This is a genomic window from Burkholderia sp. 28_3 (assembly GCF_003253915.1).
In the GTDB taxonomy this organism is placed as follows: domain Bacteria; phylum Pseudomonadota; class Gammaproteobacteria; order Burkholderiales; family Burkholderiaceae; genus Burkholderia; species Burkholderia cenocepacia.
Genome location: NZ_QKZF01000001.1, coordinates 517,075 through 532,631 on the forward strand (window position 1 = coordinate 517,075; position 15,557 = coordinate 532,631).

Consider the following 15,557-nt stretch of genomic DNA (forward strand, 5'->3'; position numbering starts at 1 on the left):
AGAATATTGCGTTTGTGTCATGAAGTGGATCGACGTATCTTCACCGGTTCCATCCGTTCCGCCGGCGGTCGCGCACGGCGGACCAAGGGCGTCGCCGTCGCGCGGCCGCCCGCCAACCTTCCGGGAGATCATGTTGCTGAGCCGAATCGTCACGGCGCTCTTGCTGGCGCTTGCCGCGCAGCCGGGCATCGCCAAGGACACCGTCACGCTGCGCGTCGGTGAACAGAACTACTTCAACATCCAGGCATCGATGGAAGCGTCCGGCGTGCTGAAGGACCTGCCTTACACGATCGAATGGAAGCACTTCCAGGCCGCCGCGCCGGTCGCCGAAAGCGTGAACGGCAACGCGATCGACCTCGGCTTCCTCGGCGATTCCGCGCTGCTCACGCTGGCCGCGCGCGGCGCGCCGGTCAAGGTCGTCGCGGTGTCGCGGCAGAGTCTCGACGGCGTCGCGATCCTCGTGCCGAAAAACTCGCCGGTGCGCACCGTGGCCGACCTGCAGGGCAAGACCATCGCGGTATGGCGCGGTGCCTGGAGCCAGCAACTCGTGCTGCGCGCGCTCGAACACGCGGGCCTGCGCGCCGATTCGGTGAAGTACGCGTACCTGATGCCGATCGACGCGACCAACGCGCTCGCGAACGGTTCGGTCGATGCGGTGTCGCTGTGGGAGCCGTTCGTCAGCACGCTGGCGTTACGGCAGGGCGCGCGGCCCGTGACGACCGCGCAGGGGCTGATGCCGGCGCTGAGCTTCGTCGCCGCGAACGAGCAGGCCGCCTCGGGCAAGCGCGCGGAGATCACCGATTTCCTGCGGCGCGTGGTGGCCGCACGCCAGTGGGTCGACAGCCATCCGCGCGAGTACGCGGACCTGTGGGCGAAACGCGCGAATCTCGAACCCGACGTCGCGTATCGCTGGCTCAACAATGCTCGGCAGCGCGTCGGCCCGGTCGACGAGACGGCCGCGAAGGACGCGCAGAACACGGCCGACTTCCTGCACAAGTCCGGTGTGATTCCGGCCGCGTACGACACGTCGAAGCTGCTCGACCGCTCGTATGCGGGCGCGTTCGCGGTACCCGCGCAAAAGACGGCCGCCGCGCAGTGACCGCGCAGTGACCGCGCGGCGATCGTTACGATTCCCGCGCTTCCCGATCGACATACCCGAGGACATCCCGACATGCCAGTCGACATCATCGGCATGATCACCGCGACACCCGGCGCGGAGGTCGACGTACCGGGCGGCGCGGCCGTCCAGCCGGACTACGTGCGCCGCTTCGCGCAGGCGCACGAAGCCGCCGGCTTCGACCAGATCCTGATCGGCCATTTCAGCAACGCGGCGGACGGCTTCATCGTCGCGTCGTTCGCGGCCGCCGCGACCGCGCGCATCCGTCTCCTGCTCGCGCACCGGCCGGGCGTGATCGTGCCGTCGGCCGCCGCGCGGCAGATAGCGACGCTCGACGTGTTCAGCGGCGGAAGGCTGGCGCTGAACGTGGTGTCCGGCGGCGACGATGCGGATCTGCAGCGCGACGGCGATTTCGTGCCGCACGATGCCCGCTATCGCCGCACCGGCGAATATCTCGACGTGCTGAAACGGATCTGGCTGGCCGATGCGCCGGTCGATCACGACGGCGCGTTCTACCGGCTGCGCGGGGCGTCGCCGGTCGTGAAGGGCGCGCAGCGGCCGCATGTGCCGATCTATTTCGGCGGCTCGTCGCCGGCCGCGCTCGCCGTCGCGGGCGAGCATGCGGATGTCTACATGACGTGGGGTGAGCCGCTCGACGCGGTGCGCGAGCAGATCGCGCGCGTGCGGGCCGCCGCCGCGCCGTTCGGGCGGGCGCCGCGCATCAGCGTGTCGTTCCGGCCGATCGTCGCGGATACGGAGGCGGCCGCGTGGGAAAAGGCCGAGGCGATCCGCGAACGCGTGCGTGCGGCGCGGCTCGCGAACGGTCAGCCGATCGCCGGTCACGCGCCGCAGAATGCGGGCTCGCAGCGGCTGATGGCCGCCGCCGCGCAGGGCGACGTGCTCGACGAACGGCTGTGGATGGGCGTTGCGAACCTGACCGGCGCGCGCTGGAATTCGACCGCGCTGGTCGGTACGCCCGAGCAGGTCGCGCGTGCGCTCGGCGCGTACTACCGGCTCGGCGTATCGACGTTCCTGATTCGCGGTTTCGATCCGCTCGACGATGCGCTGGCCTACGGGCGCGACCTGATCCCGGCGATTCACGCGCATGTTGCGGAGCTCGACCGCTATCAGGCGGCGGTGCCGGCGTAGGCGAACCCGCCGAACTGCCGCACGTTGACGCGCCCCGGCATCGCCATCACGCATGCCGGGGCGCTTGCCTTGAACGCTCAGAACGACGGCAACCCCGGCGGATTGGTCTCCGCCCGCGCGATCGCCTCGCTCTGCAAACCCCAGCGCGCGAGCGCCTGCCCGTAGCGGCCGTTGCCGATCAGCGCATTGGTCGCGAGCGTCAGCGCCGGCGCGAGCCCGCTGCCGCGGCGCGTCGCGATCGCGACGTCCGCATTCGCCGGCCAGCCCGCATTGACGACGCCGACGCGGCGGATCTTGCCGGTGCGCGCGGCCTCGTACGCGAGCGACGCGTTCGGGTTCAGCTCCGCATCCGCGCGGCCCGACAGCAGCGCGACGCGCGCCGTCGCATCGTCGTCGAAATAGAGCAGCTCGGCCGGCTTCAGCCCCTGCGCGACGTTGCGCTTGCTCCATTCGAGCAGGATGCGCTCCTGGCTCGTGCCGGCGCCGGTGATGATCCGCAAACCCGCGATGTCCTTCGGCTCCGCGATCTTCGCGATCGGGCTGGCGGTGCGCACGTAGAAGCCGTGCAGCCCGAGCCGGTAGGTCGTGAAATCGTATTTCTCCTTGCGCTTCTCGGTGACGCCGACGTTCGAGATCACCGCGTCGTACTTGCCGGACGTCAGCCCGAGCGGCCAGTCGGCCCACGCGATCGGCAGCAGCACGAGCGTGCGGCCGAGCGCGTCGGCAACGAGCTGCGCATAGTCGGGATCGGCGCCGACCACGGTGCGCGCGTCGGTCGCATAGGTCGACACGGGCGGTGCGTGCGGCGAGATCGCGACCGTGAACGCGCCGTCGCGCACCCAGCGGTAGCCGCTGGCCGCGCGGATGGCCGCGTCGTCGGGGCCGGCGCGCGGGCGGCCGGCCTGGCGCGGGTCGAGGTCGGCGGTGGCCGCCGCCGCGCGTGCCGCCTGCCACGGCAGGCCCGATGCCGCGAGCAGCGCGGCCGTGATGAACTGGCGTCGATCGGTCATCGTGCGGCACCCCGCAAGTCGGAAGCTGCGCGCATCACAGCACCCGCGACAGGAACGCGCGGGTGCGCGGATGCGACGGCGCATCGAGCACGGCGGCGGGCGGCCCGGCCTCGACGATGCGCCCGCGTTCCATGAACAGCACGTTGTCCGCCACTTCGCGCGCGAAGCCGATTTCGTGCGTGACGATCACGAGCGTCGTGCCCGAGCGCGCGAGTTCCTTGATCACGTCGAGCACTTCGTTCACGAGTTCGGGATCGAGCGCCGACGTCGGCTCGTCGAACAGCAGCACCTTCGGCCGCAATGCGAGCGCCCGCGCGATCGCGACACGTTGCTGCTGGCCGCCGGACAACTGGCGCGGGTACGCATCGGCCTTATCCGCGAGGCCGACCCGCGCGAGCAGCGCGCGTGCGCTGTGCTCGGCCGCATCGCGCGTCACGCCGGCGACGGCGACCGGCGCTTCGATGAGGTTCTCGAGCACCGTCAGGTGCGGGAACAGGTTGAAGTTCTGGAACACCATGCCGACGGCCGTGCGCCGCTTCAGCACGTCGCGCTCCTTCAGCTCGTGCAGCACGTCGCCGTCGCGGCGATAGCCGATCAGCTCGCCGTCGATGTCGATGAAGCCGTCGTCGACGCGTTCGAGATGGTTGATCGTGCGCAGCAGCGTCGACTTGCCGGAGCCGGACGGCCCGACGATCACGGTCACGCTGCCGCGCGGCGCGACGAACGACACGTTGTCGAGCACGCACTGCATGCCGAACTGCTTCGACACGCCATGCACGGCCACTTCGCCGCCGGTGCGCGACACCGCGGCCACGGTATCGGCAGACGGGCCGGCCTCGCCTCGTGCACGGGCGATCGAGGCCGTGCGGCGCGACGTGACACGCCGCCACAGCCCGCCGATGCGCGCCAGCGCGAACGTGACCACGGACGGCGGCGGGTTGCGCAGCGCGCCGCGTGCATAGTGCCGCTCGACCTGTACCTGGATCGCGGACAGCACGGTCAGGATGATCAGGTACCAGACGGTCGCGACCATCAGCAGCGGAATCACTTCGAGGTTGCGGCGATAGATCACCTGCACCGTGTAGAACAACTCCGGCATCGCGAGCACGTACACCATCGACGTGCCTTTCGCGAGCGTGATCAGGTCGTTGAACGCGGTCGGCAGGATCGCGCGCATCGCCTGCGGCAGCACGATCCGCGACGTCTGGCGGCCGCGCGGCAGCCCGAGCGCGGCGGCGGCTTCGAGCTGGCCCTGGTCGACCGCGAGAATGCCGCCGCGGATCACCTCCGCGGAAAACGCCGCATGATTCAGCGTGAGGCCGAGCACGGCCGCGAGGAACGGGCTGATGAGGTCGGTCGTCGGCGTGTCGAACCACACGATGTCGGTGAACGGCACGCCGAGCCGCACGTGCTCGTACAGGTAGCCGAGGTTGTTCAGGATCAGCAGCAGCACGATCAGCGGAATCGAGCGGAACAGCCACACGAAGGTCCATGCGCTGGCGGACAGCAGGCGCGACCGCGACAGCCGGGCCAGCGCGACGAACGCGCCGAGCACGAAGCCGAACACCGCGCCGAGCAGCGTCAGCACCAGCGTGCGCGCGAGCCCCGACAGCACCGGCGGCGACAGGAACCATTCGGCGAACACCGGCCAGCCCCACTGCGGGTTGCCGAGAATCGAATGCAGCGTGAGCACGATCAGCACGAGCGCGAGCACGGTGCCGGCCGTGCGCGACCGGTGGCGCGCGGGCACGATCCGCAAACGCGTGCCGGGCTCGCGAGCGCCGGGGGAAGAGAGCGGCGGCAGCGCGCCGCCGAGATGGGTCGTGTCGCTCATGTCGTGGGAATCCTCGAATCGATCGATCGGCGGGCGCGCCGCGCACGGGCGGCGCGGCGGCGTCAGGCGTGCGCTTCGGCCGCCGCTTCCTGTGCGGCGCCGGGCGCCGCGTAGCGGCTCGCCTTGCGCGGCAGACCGAGGTGATCGCGCAGTGTCGCGCCGGGCAGGTCGCGGCTGTAGCGGCCGCGCGCCTCGAGCACCGGAATCACGAGTTCGATGAAATCGTCGACGCCCTGCGCCTGCACCGGGAAACCGAGGATGAAGCCGTCGCCGGCGCCCGCGTCGTGCCAGCGGATCAGTTCGTCGGCGACGTGCTCGGCCGTGCCGATGAAGTTCGGCCGCGGCGTCGCGACCGCGAGCGCGGTCTCGCGCAGCGACAGGCCCTTGCGTTTCGCATCGGCCTTGATCCGGTCGGTGGTCGAGCGGAAGCTGTTGCGGCCGAGCTCGCCGAGTTCCGGGAACGGCGCGTCGAGCGGGTACTGCGTGAAGTCGTGGTGATCGAAATAGCGGCCGAGGTACGCGAGCGCCTCGTCGATCGTCAGCAGGTCGCGGATCGCCTGGTATTTGTCCTCCGCTTCGGCGGCCGTGCGGCCGACGATCGGCCCGACGCCGGGGAAGATCTTCACGTCACCGGCCTGCCGCCCGTGCTCGATCGCGCTCTGTTTCACGCGCCGCGTGAACGCGGCCGTTTCGTCGATCGACGGCGAATGCGTGAACACGGCATCCGCGTATTTGCCCGCGAGGCCGATCCCGGTGTCGGACGAGCCGGCCTGGAAGATCACCGGTTGCCCCTGCGGCGAGCGCTGGATGTTCAGCGGGCCCGCGACCTGGAAGAAGCGGCCGTGGTGATCGAGCGTATGCAGCTTGTCGCGATCGAAGAAGCGGCCGCTCGCGCGGTCGCGCACGAATGCATCGTCGTCCCAGCTGTCCCACAGGCCCTGCACGACGTCGAGATATTCGTCGGCGATTTCGTAGCGCAGTTCGTGATCCGGGTGCGCCTTGCCGAAATTCTTCGCGGTGCCTTCGAGCGGCGTCGTCACGACGTTCCAGCCGGCGCGCCCGCCGCTGATCGCGTCGAGCGACGCGAGCTGGCGTGCGACCGTGAACGGCTCGCTGTACGACGTCGAGATCGTGCCCGCGAGCCCGATCTTCTTCGTCGCGACCGCGAGCGCCGACAGCACGGTCAGCGGCTCGAAGCGGTTCAGGAAATGCGGGATCGACTTCTCGTTGATGTAGAGGCCGTCCGCGACGAACGCGAACGCGATGCCGGCGGCTTCCGCCTTGCGGGCGACGCCGATCATGAAATCGAGGTTGATGCTCGCGTCGGGCGGGTTGCTCGGATGCCGCCACGCGTTCATGTGGCTGCCTGCGCCTTGCAGCATCAGGCCGAAGGGGATCGATCGTCGGGTCGTCATGATGGGAATGTCACGCGTTCTGGTCAGGGGAGAGGGAGCGGTCGGCCGCGAGGGCCGCCTGCAACGGCGTGGTGGACAGCGCGCCGCCGAGCCATTCGGCCGATGCGAGTCGCGCCGCGTAGTCGGACACCGGCGAATCGATCACGAACGCATCGACGTCGAGCCGACGGCTCAGCGCGTCGAGCGCGCGATGCACGCGCTCGGGCGTATCGGCCAGCACCGTCGGGCGCAGCTCGTCGATCCGGTAGTCGGATGCGCCGCTTTGCCGCGCGAATTCCGCGGCTGCCTGCGCGCTGGCGAGGTTGAAGCTCTGGCCGCCCGCGAACTGCAGCTTGAAGATCTTCAGCGGCCCGATCAGTCGTTCGGCTTCGTCGCGGGTCGGCGCGGCGACCGCATACAGCGCGACGAGCGGTTTCTCGCCGCCCGCGCTGCGGTAGGCGTCGAGCGAGCGTTCGAGATTCGCGTCGTCGCCGTTGAAATGGCCCGCGTAGCAAAAACGCCAGCCGTTGCGCGCGGCGAGCGCGCCGCTGTCCGGCGAGCCGCCGAGCAGGATGCGTTCGGGCAACTGCGGCGGCACCGGCATCGCGACCGCGCCGGCGAGCGGATGATCCTCGGCCACGCCCCAGCCGAGAAACGCGTCGAGCGCCGCGAGCTGCCCCGCGAAATCGGGCTTGCGCGCCTTGTCGTGGAACCACTGCAGCGCGCGCGTGGTCAGCGGCAGCCCGCCGGGCGCCTTGCCGATGCCGAGATCGACGCGGCCCGGCGCGAGCGCGGCCAGCAGCTTGAAGGTCTCCGCGACCTTGAACGGGCTGTAGTGCTGCAGCATCACGCCGCCCGAGCCGATGCGGATGCGCGACGTGTGCGCGAGCAGGTGCGCGACGACGATCTCCGGCGCCGAGCTCGCGAAACCCGGCGTGCCGTGATGTTCGGCGACCCAGAAGCGCGCGTAGCCGAGCTGTTCGGCGCGTTGCGCGAGCGTCGTGGTGAAGCGCAGCGCATCGGCGGCACTCGCGCCGTCGGCGATCGGACTCTTGTCCAGCAACGAAAGCGAATAAGACATGGTGAGCGGCGTTCCTGCGTGAGCGTGGATGGACGGTTGCGGGCGCGCGGCGCTCAGCTCTTCGGCAGCCCGGGCGGATTCGTGCGCGACTGGTCGATCGCTTCGGACGCGAGGTTCCAGCGGTCGAGCACCTGCTGGTAGCGGCCGCTCTTGATCAGCCCGTTCAGCGCGACGGTCAGCGGCTCGGCGAGGCCGCTGCCGCGACGCGTCGCGATCGCGATGTCGGCCGTGCGCGGCCAGCCGCCGCTGATCGCGCCGACGAGCCGCGTCTTGCCTTGCTGCGCGCTTTGATACGCGAGCACGGAGTTCACGCTGAACACCGCGTCGGCGCGGCCCGACTGCACGGCGACGATGCGCATCGCCTGGTCGTCGTAATACTGGATCTGCACGGGTTTCAGCCCGTGCGCGACGTTCTCGCGGTCCCAGGCGAGCAGGATCTTTTCCTGGTTGGTGCCGGCGTCGGTCACGATGCGCAGCCCCGCGACGTCCTTCGGCTCGCGGATCGCCTGGATCTTGCTGTCGTTGCGGACGTAGAAGCCGACCTGATCCTTGCGATAGGTCGAGAAATCGAACTTCTGCTTGCGCTCCTCGGTGACGGTCACGTTCGAGATCACCGCGTCGACTTTCCCCGATTCGAGCGCCAGCGGCCAGTCGGCCCACGCGAGCGCGACGATCTTCAGCTTGCGGCCGAGGCTGTCGGACACGAGCTGACCGACGTCGGCGTCGAAGCCGATCACCGTGCGCGCGTCGGTCGCATACGAACTGATCGGCGGCAGGCTCGGCGCGATCCCGATCGTCAGCGTGCCGGGGTCGGCGAACTTGAATGACGCGGGCACCGCGCGCTCGACCGCCGCATCGGCGGTGCCACGCGGGCGGCCGCGTTGTTCGGGGCTCAGGTCGAACGTCGCGGCGGCTGCAGCCGTCGCGGCGGCGAAGGCGCTCAGGCCGATCAGCGCGGTGGCCAGCGTGCGCACGGCACGGGATGAAAACGGTACGGCTCGATGCATGAAGACGTCCTGTCGTGGAAGCGTGGAAAGCGGAATGGGCGAGATGGAATGCGGGACGTCGTGCACTCAGCGCGGCAGCACCGGTTCGGGCACCGGCGCCCACAGGTCGGCCAGCGTCGACGTGCGCGACGGATCGACGAGATCCTTGCCGAAGCGCAGATGGAAATACGCTTCGGGATCGATCGACGAATCGAACAGCCGCGTATAGCCGGTGCGGTCGTACAGCGCCCACGCTTCGGGCTGGCGAAAGCCGGTGGTCAGGTAGAGGCGCTGGTAGCCCTGCTGCGCGGCGCGCAGTTCGAGCGCTTCGACGATGCGCCGGGCGAGGCCCTGGCGGCGCAGGTCGGTGCGCGTCCAGATGCGTTTGAGTTCGGCGGTCCGTGCGTCGTAGCGCTTGAACGCGCCGCCGCCGATCGTTTCGCCGTCGCGCAGCAACAGCACGAACGCGCCTTCGGGCGGCGCGAACAGTTCGGCCGGGTAGCGTGCGAGTTCGTCGCGGGCCGACGCGCGGCTGTCGGGGCGGTACGCGTCGTAACGGATCGAATACTCGTCGATCAGCGCGTCGATCAGCGGCTGCGCGCGGACGTCGAGCGGCGTCGTGTCGATGATGCGGTCGTTCGTGGCCATGGGCATCGCGAATGGCGCGCGATGCGGACGTTCCTGGCGGGGTGCGGGCACGCGGCCCGTCCGGTCTGTTCCGTTATCGCGACGCAGTTGTCGTGATGGCGGCGGCTGTCGTGCCCGATGCGAGGCATCCGGCGTGCCGCCGCCGTTTTGAACACGTTAGCGGCGCGGCCGGCAAAGGCGAACGAAGCAATTTCGATAAGGATTTCGCGGAAGGCGTAAGAAGGCTTGCAGGGGGCGTGGGGTGGGGCGAGCGGGCGTGGGCGAGCCGTGCCCGTTTGCGGTGTGGACGACGGGGAAGGGCCGCCGTGGATTGGCGGGGTGTCGTCGTTTCGATCGCCTGCCGGTCATGCCTCATGCTGATGGGGGCAGGCTTTTCACGGCCGCGCCCCCGGCCGCGATCCGTCGCCATGATGGCGACGGTCCCCCTTGAATTGTCGCGTCGTCGCGCGGCGACGACCCTCGACGACGCTGTTCAGGCTGCTGCCGGCTGAGGAATCGAGTCCTGCCGATCCCCGCCCAGGATATCGACGAGACTGGTCAGCATCCGCGCCAATTCACCCGTCATCAGCGTGAAGTCGGAATCGAAGCGCTCGTCGTCGTTCTGCGCGGTGGGGTCCGCCGCCTCCTTGATCACGTCGAGCGGCGTGACCCGCTTGATCGTCAGCGACGGAGTCAGCACGAACGAGATCCGGTCGTCCCAGGTCATCGCGAGGCGCATGCATTGTTTGCCGGCTTCGATGTGCCGGCGCATGTCGTTCGCTTCCAGCGCGTGGCCGACGTAGCGTACGGTGGCGCCGCCTTCGCCGCTCGAGCGCAACTCGGCGTCCTGGTCGACGGTGAATCCGCCCGGCGCGTCGCCGGACAGCAGCCAGTCCGTCATCGCGGCGACCGGCGAGCGCGCCACCTGAACGCCGGCGAGCGGCAATCCGTCGATCGATTTGACGAGCAGGCTGCGAACGTCGTCGGCGAGCGCCTGGGCCGCCGCATCGATGACGAGCCAGCCGTTCGCCGTATCGATCCACACGCGGGTATCGCGGCGAATGCTGAACGCGCGCGGCAGCAGTTCGTCGGTCACCTGTTCCTTGAGTTCGCGCAGTTGTTTCCGGCCGACCTTGAAGCCCTGCTGCTCTTCGAGTTCGAGCGCACGGGCCTTGGTGACCTGATTGACGACCGACGCCGGCAGCAGTTTCTTTTCGGCACGAAACACCAGCAGCATCTGCCGGTTGACCGAATACACGAGCGCGCCGTCGTCACGCGGCGACGCCCAGCCGACGCGCTGCATTTCGACGCTGCTGCCCGGCTGGAATGCGTGAGGCGCGAGCCATTTTTCCATCTGGTCGGCAGTAACGGCCCAGGGCGGGGGAAGACGGTGAAGCTGGAGATTCTTGAACCACATAGGCGTACGGGCAAAGCGCGTCATTCTATCTGACGGGGGCGATTGCCGGTCAGTGGCGGAGATTCGACGCCAATGTCGAGGGGACTTGTCCGCTAGCGCGAATGGGGGCCGACCGTTTAGGATCGGCATTCGGCATCAGCGCGGCGCCGCACGGCAACCGACGACAAAGAGAGAATCGACGGTTGCATCAAGATTGATACCAATGGAAACCATTCCAACAACAAGGAAGGAAAAACCATGATGACTTCCGGCGACGGCCTGACCAGCCCTGCGCGGCTCCTGCGACTCGCGTCATGGGTGATCGCGATCATCTTCGCCGTCTTTCTGAACATGCTCGGCAGTCTCGTGATTCGCGACATGGCGTTCGCGCCTCGGGGTGGTCCGCCGGTCATCGAGCAATTCGCCGACGCTCCGTTAAAAGCGCGGCTGGACGCGGCGCGGCGTCAGTTGCAGGCGCAGCGCGATGCGCTCGCCGAGAAGGTCGACACGATGGAAGTGGCGCGCGGCCGCGCCGCGAAGGCGTACGCGGCCGAAAAGGAAAGTTTCCGCAACTGGCTGGCCACTCGCGCGGTGACGGGAGACGGTGCGAGGGACCCGGACATCGTGGCGAGAACGCGCAAGCTGGATACGCTGCAGGCAGTGGTCGTCAACTGGCAGCATCAGATCGATGCGATCGGCGACCAGCAACGGGCGCTGGCGTCGCAGCAGACGCAAGTCGACACGCAAATCGCCGAAGCGGACACAGCAGCCGAACGGCGCTTCGACGACGCGACCCGGCGCTACGAGATGCAGGTGTTCGGGCTGCGGCTGGCGCTGACGTTGCCGATACTGCTGGTCGCGACCTGGCTGTTCATCCGCTACCGCAACGCGCGCTACTGGCCGTTCGTGTACGGTTTCGGCCTGTTTGCGCTGAGCGCGTTTTTCATTGAACTGGTGCCGTACCTGCCGAATTTCGGCGGCTATGTCCGGGTCCTGGTCGGCATCGTGCTCACGGTATTCGCCGGTCTTTACATGATGAAGGCGTTTCAGCGCTATGCCGAGCGCAAACGGCTCGAATTGCAGCAGGATCAGGGCGAACGCGCGCGCACGATCGGATACGAAAAAGCCGTCCGGTCGCTCGAAAAAAAGCGCTGCCCGTCATGCGACAAACAATGGAGTCTCGGCGGCAACGACTCCACGTTCTGCGTCCATTGCGGATTGAGGCTTTTCAATGTGTGCGAATGCGGTGGCCGGAATTTCTTCTTCTTTCCGCATTGCCATCAATGCGGTGTTACGCAGGGAAACGAGTCGCCGGTGTCGTCCGACTGACGGTCGGCGTGTCCGCACTGGCAGCGTACGACGGTCGTGAACGCGTCAGTCGGGTGCCTCACGCGATGACGCGCGGCGGCGTCGACGGCTCCGCGAGCTGAAACAGGCAATCCCCGCGCCGCACCTGCGCGGGCACGCGCTTGCACACCACCTCGCCGTCGCCGTTGAACCGGTGCAGCACCGGTTCGCGCAACGGCGTATCGGGGAAATGCACCCACGCGGCCGGCTGCCCGGCCTTCACCTGGTCGCCGAGCTCGACGAGCGGCTCGTACAGCCCGCGCTCGTACGCATAGACGAAATGGCGATCGCCGTCGACGCGCATGAAGCGCGTGACGGTCGGCGGCGCGTCGGGCACGAGCGCGCCGTGCAACAGCCCGATATAGCCGAGGTAATGCAGCAGTCCGTGGCGACCGAGCCGGATCAGCGACGGATCGGCCATCCCGGCGCCGCCGAGTTCGGTGACGATCGAGATCGCGCCTTGCCGGCGCGCGGCCGACGCCGAATGCACGGGATTCGGCGCGTGCAGCAATGCATTGTGCAATCCGAACGCGACCAGCAGCCCGTTGAGCTTCTCGGCTTCGTCGGCGTCGAGCGGATCGATCGCGAGCATGTTGCCGCCCTGGTACAGCAGCGAGCTGCCGCCCGAATGCAGGTCGACCAGATACTGCGCGCGCGACAGCAGCGCGTGCTCGATGTAGTGGGCGATCATCTGCGTCGGCGTGCCGGTCGGGTCGCCGGGAAAGCTGCGGTTCAGGTTGCCTTCGTCGAGCGGCGACACGCGCAGGCCCGCATCCGCCGCCGGGAAATTCGCCATCGGCAGCAGGATCAACTGCCCGCGGACCATGTCGGGTTCGATCTCGCGCATCAGTTGCGACACGATGATCTGGCCTTCGTACTCGTCGCCGTGGTTGCCGGCCATTACGAGCGCGACCGGGCCGTCGCCGTTGCGGATCGACGCGATCGGGATCGGCAGCCAGCCGTATGCGGAACGGTGCACGGAGTGCGGCAGCCGCAGGTAGCCCGCGTGCTTGCCTTGCGCGTCGAGATCGATTTCGCAGTGAATGGGGTTTCGAGCAGGAGAGGAAGTCATGGCAGCGTCGTTCGATGAACGGAATCTGCCATCTTATAGGGGAAACCGGCGCCGCGCGGCGCGGCGGGCGGGATCGGCCAGGCAGCGCGTGACCGCGGACGGGCGCACGGCCGTGTCTTGCCGGGACCATACGCGGGCGCGCGCGATGTTGCAGCGATGAAGCCATGCCGGCGCGCCGGCCGGCTGCATTGACGTGCCGGCTTTCGCGCCAGCCCCTGTCGTGACAGGGCCGGCGCGCGCGACGCGCTTACCGGCCGGATGTTTCAGCTTCGAGACGTCCTTCTTCCCACAGTGCCCAGAAACGGCTGCCGGCGCGATACGGGTTCGCGCGTCGCGCGGCGTGATCGGCGACGCCCTGACGAAACGCGCCGTACAGCGTGAGCGGCGGATTGTCGATGCAGGCGGCTTCGCGCGCGGCCGGCATCCGGCGCTCGGACACGAGCCGGCGGATCAGCGATGCGCCGTCGATCACGGCCTGTTCGTCGATGATTTCGGTTCGTGCGAGCACGTCGACGGTATTCATGTTGGGCTCCCTGAAACGTTCTTTCCCCATCAAGGAGCAATAAGAGTGCCAGCCGCGAAATGCCGTGCCCGGCCTCGATCGTGCGGGCTTCTGCAGTCATCTTGCGGCGCGTCGGATGGCGATGTTACGGAACACGTCACGTGACACGCGAACGCACGGCGTCATGTGCGGACCGGCAAAGCGTTTCGGAATTGAATCGTCGGGAGAACGCAGCGGGCACGGAAAGTTGATGCGCGGCGCGCGCGTCACGGGCTCAGCTTGCGGTGGCCGGCGCCATACGGCGGCTGCCGCTCGAATAGAAGCAGTAGATGCCCTTGCCGGCCGACTTCGCGTCGTACAGCGCGCTGTCGGCTTGCCGGATCAGTTCGTCGGGCGAGCCGTGCCCGTCGTCGAGCGCGATGCCGATGCTGATGCCGATGCAGACGGTCTCGCCGTTCGACAACCCATACGGCGCCGAAATCTGCCGGATGATCCGCGCGGCGAGGATCGAGCACGCGTGCATCGTCGTGTCGTCGATCGCGACGACGAATTCGTCGCCGCCGATGCGAGCCGCGAGCTCGCCCGGCGGCAGCGTCTTGCCGAGCCGTTCGGCGACCTGCGTGAGCACTTCGTCGCCGGCCTGGTGGCCGAAGCGGTCGTTGATCGACTTGAAGCCGTCGAGGTCGAGATACATGATGGCGAACGCCGGGCTCGGCAGCCGCGGCCGGCGCGCGAGCATCCGCTTGAGCGCCGCGTGCAGCTCGTGGCGATTCGGCAAACCGGTCAGCGCGTCGTGCCGCGCGAGGTGCCGGATGTGCTGTTCGGTCTGGCGGCGCGCGGTGACGTCCTCGACGATGATCACCGCGTTGCCGTCCGGCACGCGGTGGCGCGTCAGTTCGAGCTGGCGGCCGTCGGCGAGCGCGATGTCCAACGGCGCGGGCTCGTTGCGGCTCAGCCAGCTGTCGCATTGCGCGGCGAGGCCGATGCCGCCGGGATCGGTCGCGGCGTTCGCGCCGAGTGCGGCGACCACGGCCGGCAGCGGCGTATCGAGCATGATCTCGCGTGGCGAGCCGAACAGTTGCGCGGTGCGCCGGTTCGCGACGATCACGCGGCTGTCGCCGTCGATCATGCACAGGCCGTGCGGCATGTAGGTGAGGGCGGCGTCGAAGCGCGCGACCAGTTCGGCGTTGCGCTGGCGCGCGGCGATCAGCGCGACGAGCACGCGGTAGTGGCGCTGCACGACCGTGCGCATCGCCGCGAGATAGATCGCGAGCGGCGGCACCAGCAGCCATGCGCCCGGCCGCGGGGCCAGCAGCGCACCGACGCCGATCGGCAGCACGCCGAGCACGACCTGCGTCATCGCGAGCCGCGGCAGCGCCGAATTGCGCGACGCGATCCCGCCGAACACGCCGCCCGCGACCATCACCGACAGCGTGCCCAGCTCGACGTCGGCCGCCTGCACGCAGCCCATCACGCCGAGGCCGAGCACGAAGCACGCGACGAGCGACACCGGCGCATAGCGCCTCGCCCAGTATTCGGCGCGATCGTCGCCGGCGTTGCGCCGCACCGTGTAGGCCCGTGCGATCGACAGGCGCGCGATGAGCAGGCCGACGTCGACGACGAGCCACGCGAGGCACCACAGCTGCTGCAGCCGGATCAGCGCGACGGCCGCGACGAAGCCGCTCGCGAGCCCGGACAGCGCCATCGGGCGCACGTCCTCGAACAGCGTGACGAGCATCGACGGACGCAGCGCGGCCGTCACGCGGTGGTTGCCGGAGGGGGGAGTGGCGAGAACGGAGTTCAGGAGAGAGGCCCTGACTGCCATGGTCGTTGACCTCGACACGATGTCGGGATGGCTGGCGACGCCCGCACGGCACGTGGCGGACGCCCGGCCGAGCCGGATGCGCACGACATTACCATGAAAAACCGGCGGCGCGGGCCGCCCGACGGCGCCGCGCACCGCTTCGCGCGGTAGTCGTAAACCACGGTTGCGAGAGGCTTGCGGATTCGGCGGCGCGAAGGCAGCATCGTTGCGAACGGAA

13 protein-coding genes are annotated in these 15,557 nt (G+C 68.8%); 3 read left to right on the forward strand and 10 right to left on the reverse strand.

What is annotated here, in order from left to right:
• The first annotated feature begins 130 nt into the window (after positions 1 to 130).
• Complete coding sequence (locus DFS13_RS02445; protein ID WP_060211131.1) at positions 131 to 1,099, forward strand: ABC transporter substrate-binding protein; 969 nt, start codon at positions 131 to 133, stop codon at positions 1,097 to 1,099.
• A 72-nt stretch (positions 1,100 to 1,171) separates the two neighbouring features.
• Positions 1,172 to 2,266: an LLM class flavin-dependent oxidoreductase gene (locus tag DFS13_RS02450; RefSeq protein WP_006494829.1), complete on the forward strand. Its 1,095-nt coding sequence runs from the start codon at positions 1,172 to 1,174 to the stop codon at positions 2,264 to 2,266.
• A 77-nt stretch (positions 2,267 to 2,343) separates the two neighbouring features.
• On the opposite strand, the gene DFS13_RS02455 is transcribed toward DFS13_RS02450, so the two are convergent.
• From DFS13_RS02455 to DFS13_RS02485, 7 genes are all read right to left on the reverse strand, one after another.
• Positions 2,344 to 3,276, reverse strand: coding sequence for an ABC transporter substrate-binding protein (locus tag DFS13_RS02455; RefSeq protein WP_006494830.1), 933 nt, complete (start codon positions 3,274 to 3,276; stop codon positions 2,344 to 2,346).
• A gap of 34 nt (positions 3,277 to 3,310) precedes the next feature.
• Complete coding sequence (locus tag DFS13_RS02460; RefSeq protein ID WP_080431207.1) at positions 3,311 to 5,110, reverse strand: amino acid ABC transporter permease/ATP-binding protein; 1,800 nt, start codon at positions 5,108 to 5,110, stop codon at positions 3,311 to 3,313.
• A 62-nt stretch (positions 5,111 to 5,172) separates the two neighbouring features.
• Positions 5,173 to 6,525, reverse strand: coding sequence for an LLM class flavin-dependent oxidoreductase (locus DFS13_RS02465; RefSeq protein WP_006494832.1), 1,353 nt, complete (start codon positions 6,523 to 6,525; stop codon positions 5,173 to 5,175).
• 10 nt (positions 6,526 to 6,535) lie between these two features.
• A complete protein-coding gene (locus DFS13_RS02470) occupies positions 6,536 to 7,585 on the reverse strand; it encodes an LLM class flavin-dependent oxidoreductase (RefSeq protein ID WP_062910467.1) in 1,050 nt (349 codons plus the stop codon).
• A 53-nt stretch (positions 7,586 to 7,638) separates the two neighbouring features.
• The gene (locus DFS13_RS02475; protein ID WP_006483635.1) at positions 7,639 to 8,592 is read right to left on the reverse strand and encodes an ABC transporter substrate-binding protein; all 954 of its coding nucleotides are present in this window, start codon (positions 8,590 to 8,592) and stop codon (positions 7,639 to 7,641) included.
• Between the two features lie 66 nt (positions 8,593 to 8,658).
• Positions 8,659 to 9,219: a GNAT family N-acetyltransferase gene (locus DFS13_RS02480; protein WP_006494834.1), complete on the reverse strand. Its 561-nt coding sequence runs from the start codon at positions 9,217 to 9,219 to the stop codon at positions 8,659 to 8,661.
• A gap of 472 nt (positions 9,220 to 9,691) precedes the next feature.
• Positions 9,692 to 10,615 (reverse strand): recombination-associated protein RdgC, encoded by a 924-nt coding sequence (locus DFS13_RS02485; protein ID WP_060211129.1) that lies wholly within the window; start codon positions 10,613 to 10,615, stop codon positions 9,692 to 9,694.
• A 240-nt stretch (positions 10,616 to 10,855) separates the two neighbouring features.
• Between DFS13_RS02485 and DFS13_RS02490 the strand changes: the two genes are divergently transcribed.
• The gene (locus DFS13_RS02490) at positions 10,856 to 11,923 is read left to right on the forward strand and encodes a hypothetical protein (protein WP_372496225.1); all 1,068 of its coding nucleotides are present in this window, start codon (positions 10,856 to 10,858) and stop codon (positions 11,921 to 11,923) included.
• 58 nt (positions 11,924 to 11,981) lie between these two features.
• Here the strand turns inward: DFS13_RS02490 and DFS13_RS02495 are convergent, their stop codons facing one another.
• The 3 genes from DFS13_RS02495 to DFS13_RS02505 all read right to left on the reverse strand — a co-directional run bounded on the left by DFS13_RS02495 (position 11,982) and on the right by DFS13_RS02505 (position 15,340).
• The gene (locus tag DFS13_RS02495; protein WP_006483634.1) at positions 11,982 to 13,013 is read right to left on the reverse strand and encodes a succinylglutamate desuccinylase/aspartoacylase family protein; all 1,032 of its coding nucleotides are present in this window, start codon (positions 13,011 to 13,013) and stop codon (positions 11,982 to 11,984) included.
• A 247-nt stretch (positions 13,014 to 13,260) separates the two neighbouring features.
• Positions 13,261 to 13,536 (reverse strand): hypothetical protein, encoded by a 276-nt coding sequence (locus DFS13_RS02500; RefSeq protein ID WP_006483627.1) that lies wholly within the window; start codon positions 13,534 to 13,536, stop codon positions 13,261 to 13,263.
• A gap of 253 nt (positions 13,537 to 13,789) precedes the next feature.
• Positions 13,790 to 15,340: a sensor domain-containing diguanylate cyclase gene (locus DFS13_RS02505; RefSeq protein WP_012493342.1), complete on the reverse strand. Its 1,551-nt coding sequence runs from the start codon at positions 15,338 to 15,340 to the stop codon at positions 13,790 to 13,792.
• Positions 15,341 to 15,557 lie beyond the last annotated feature (217 nt).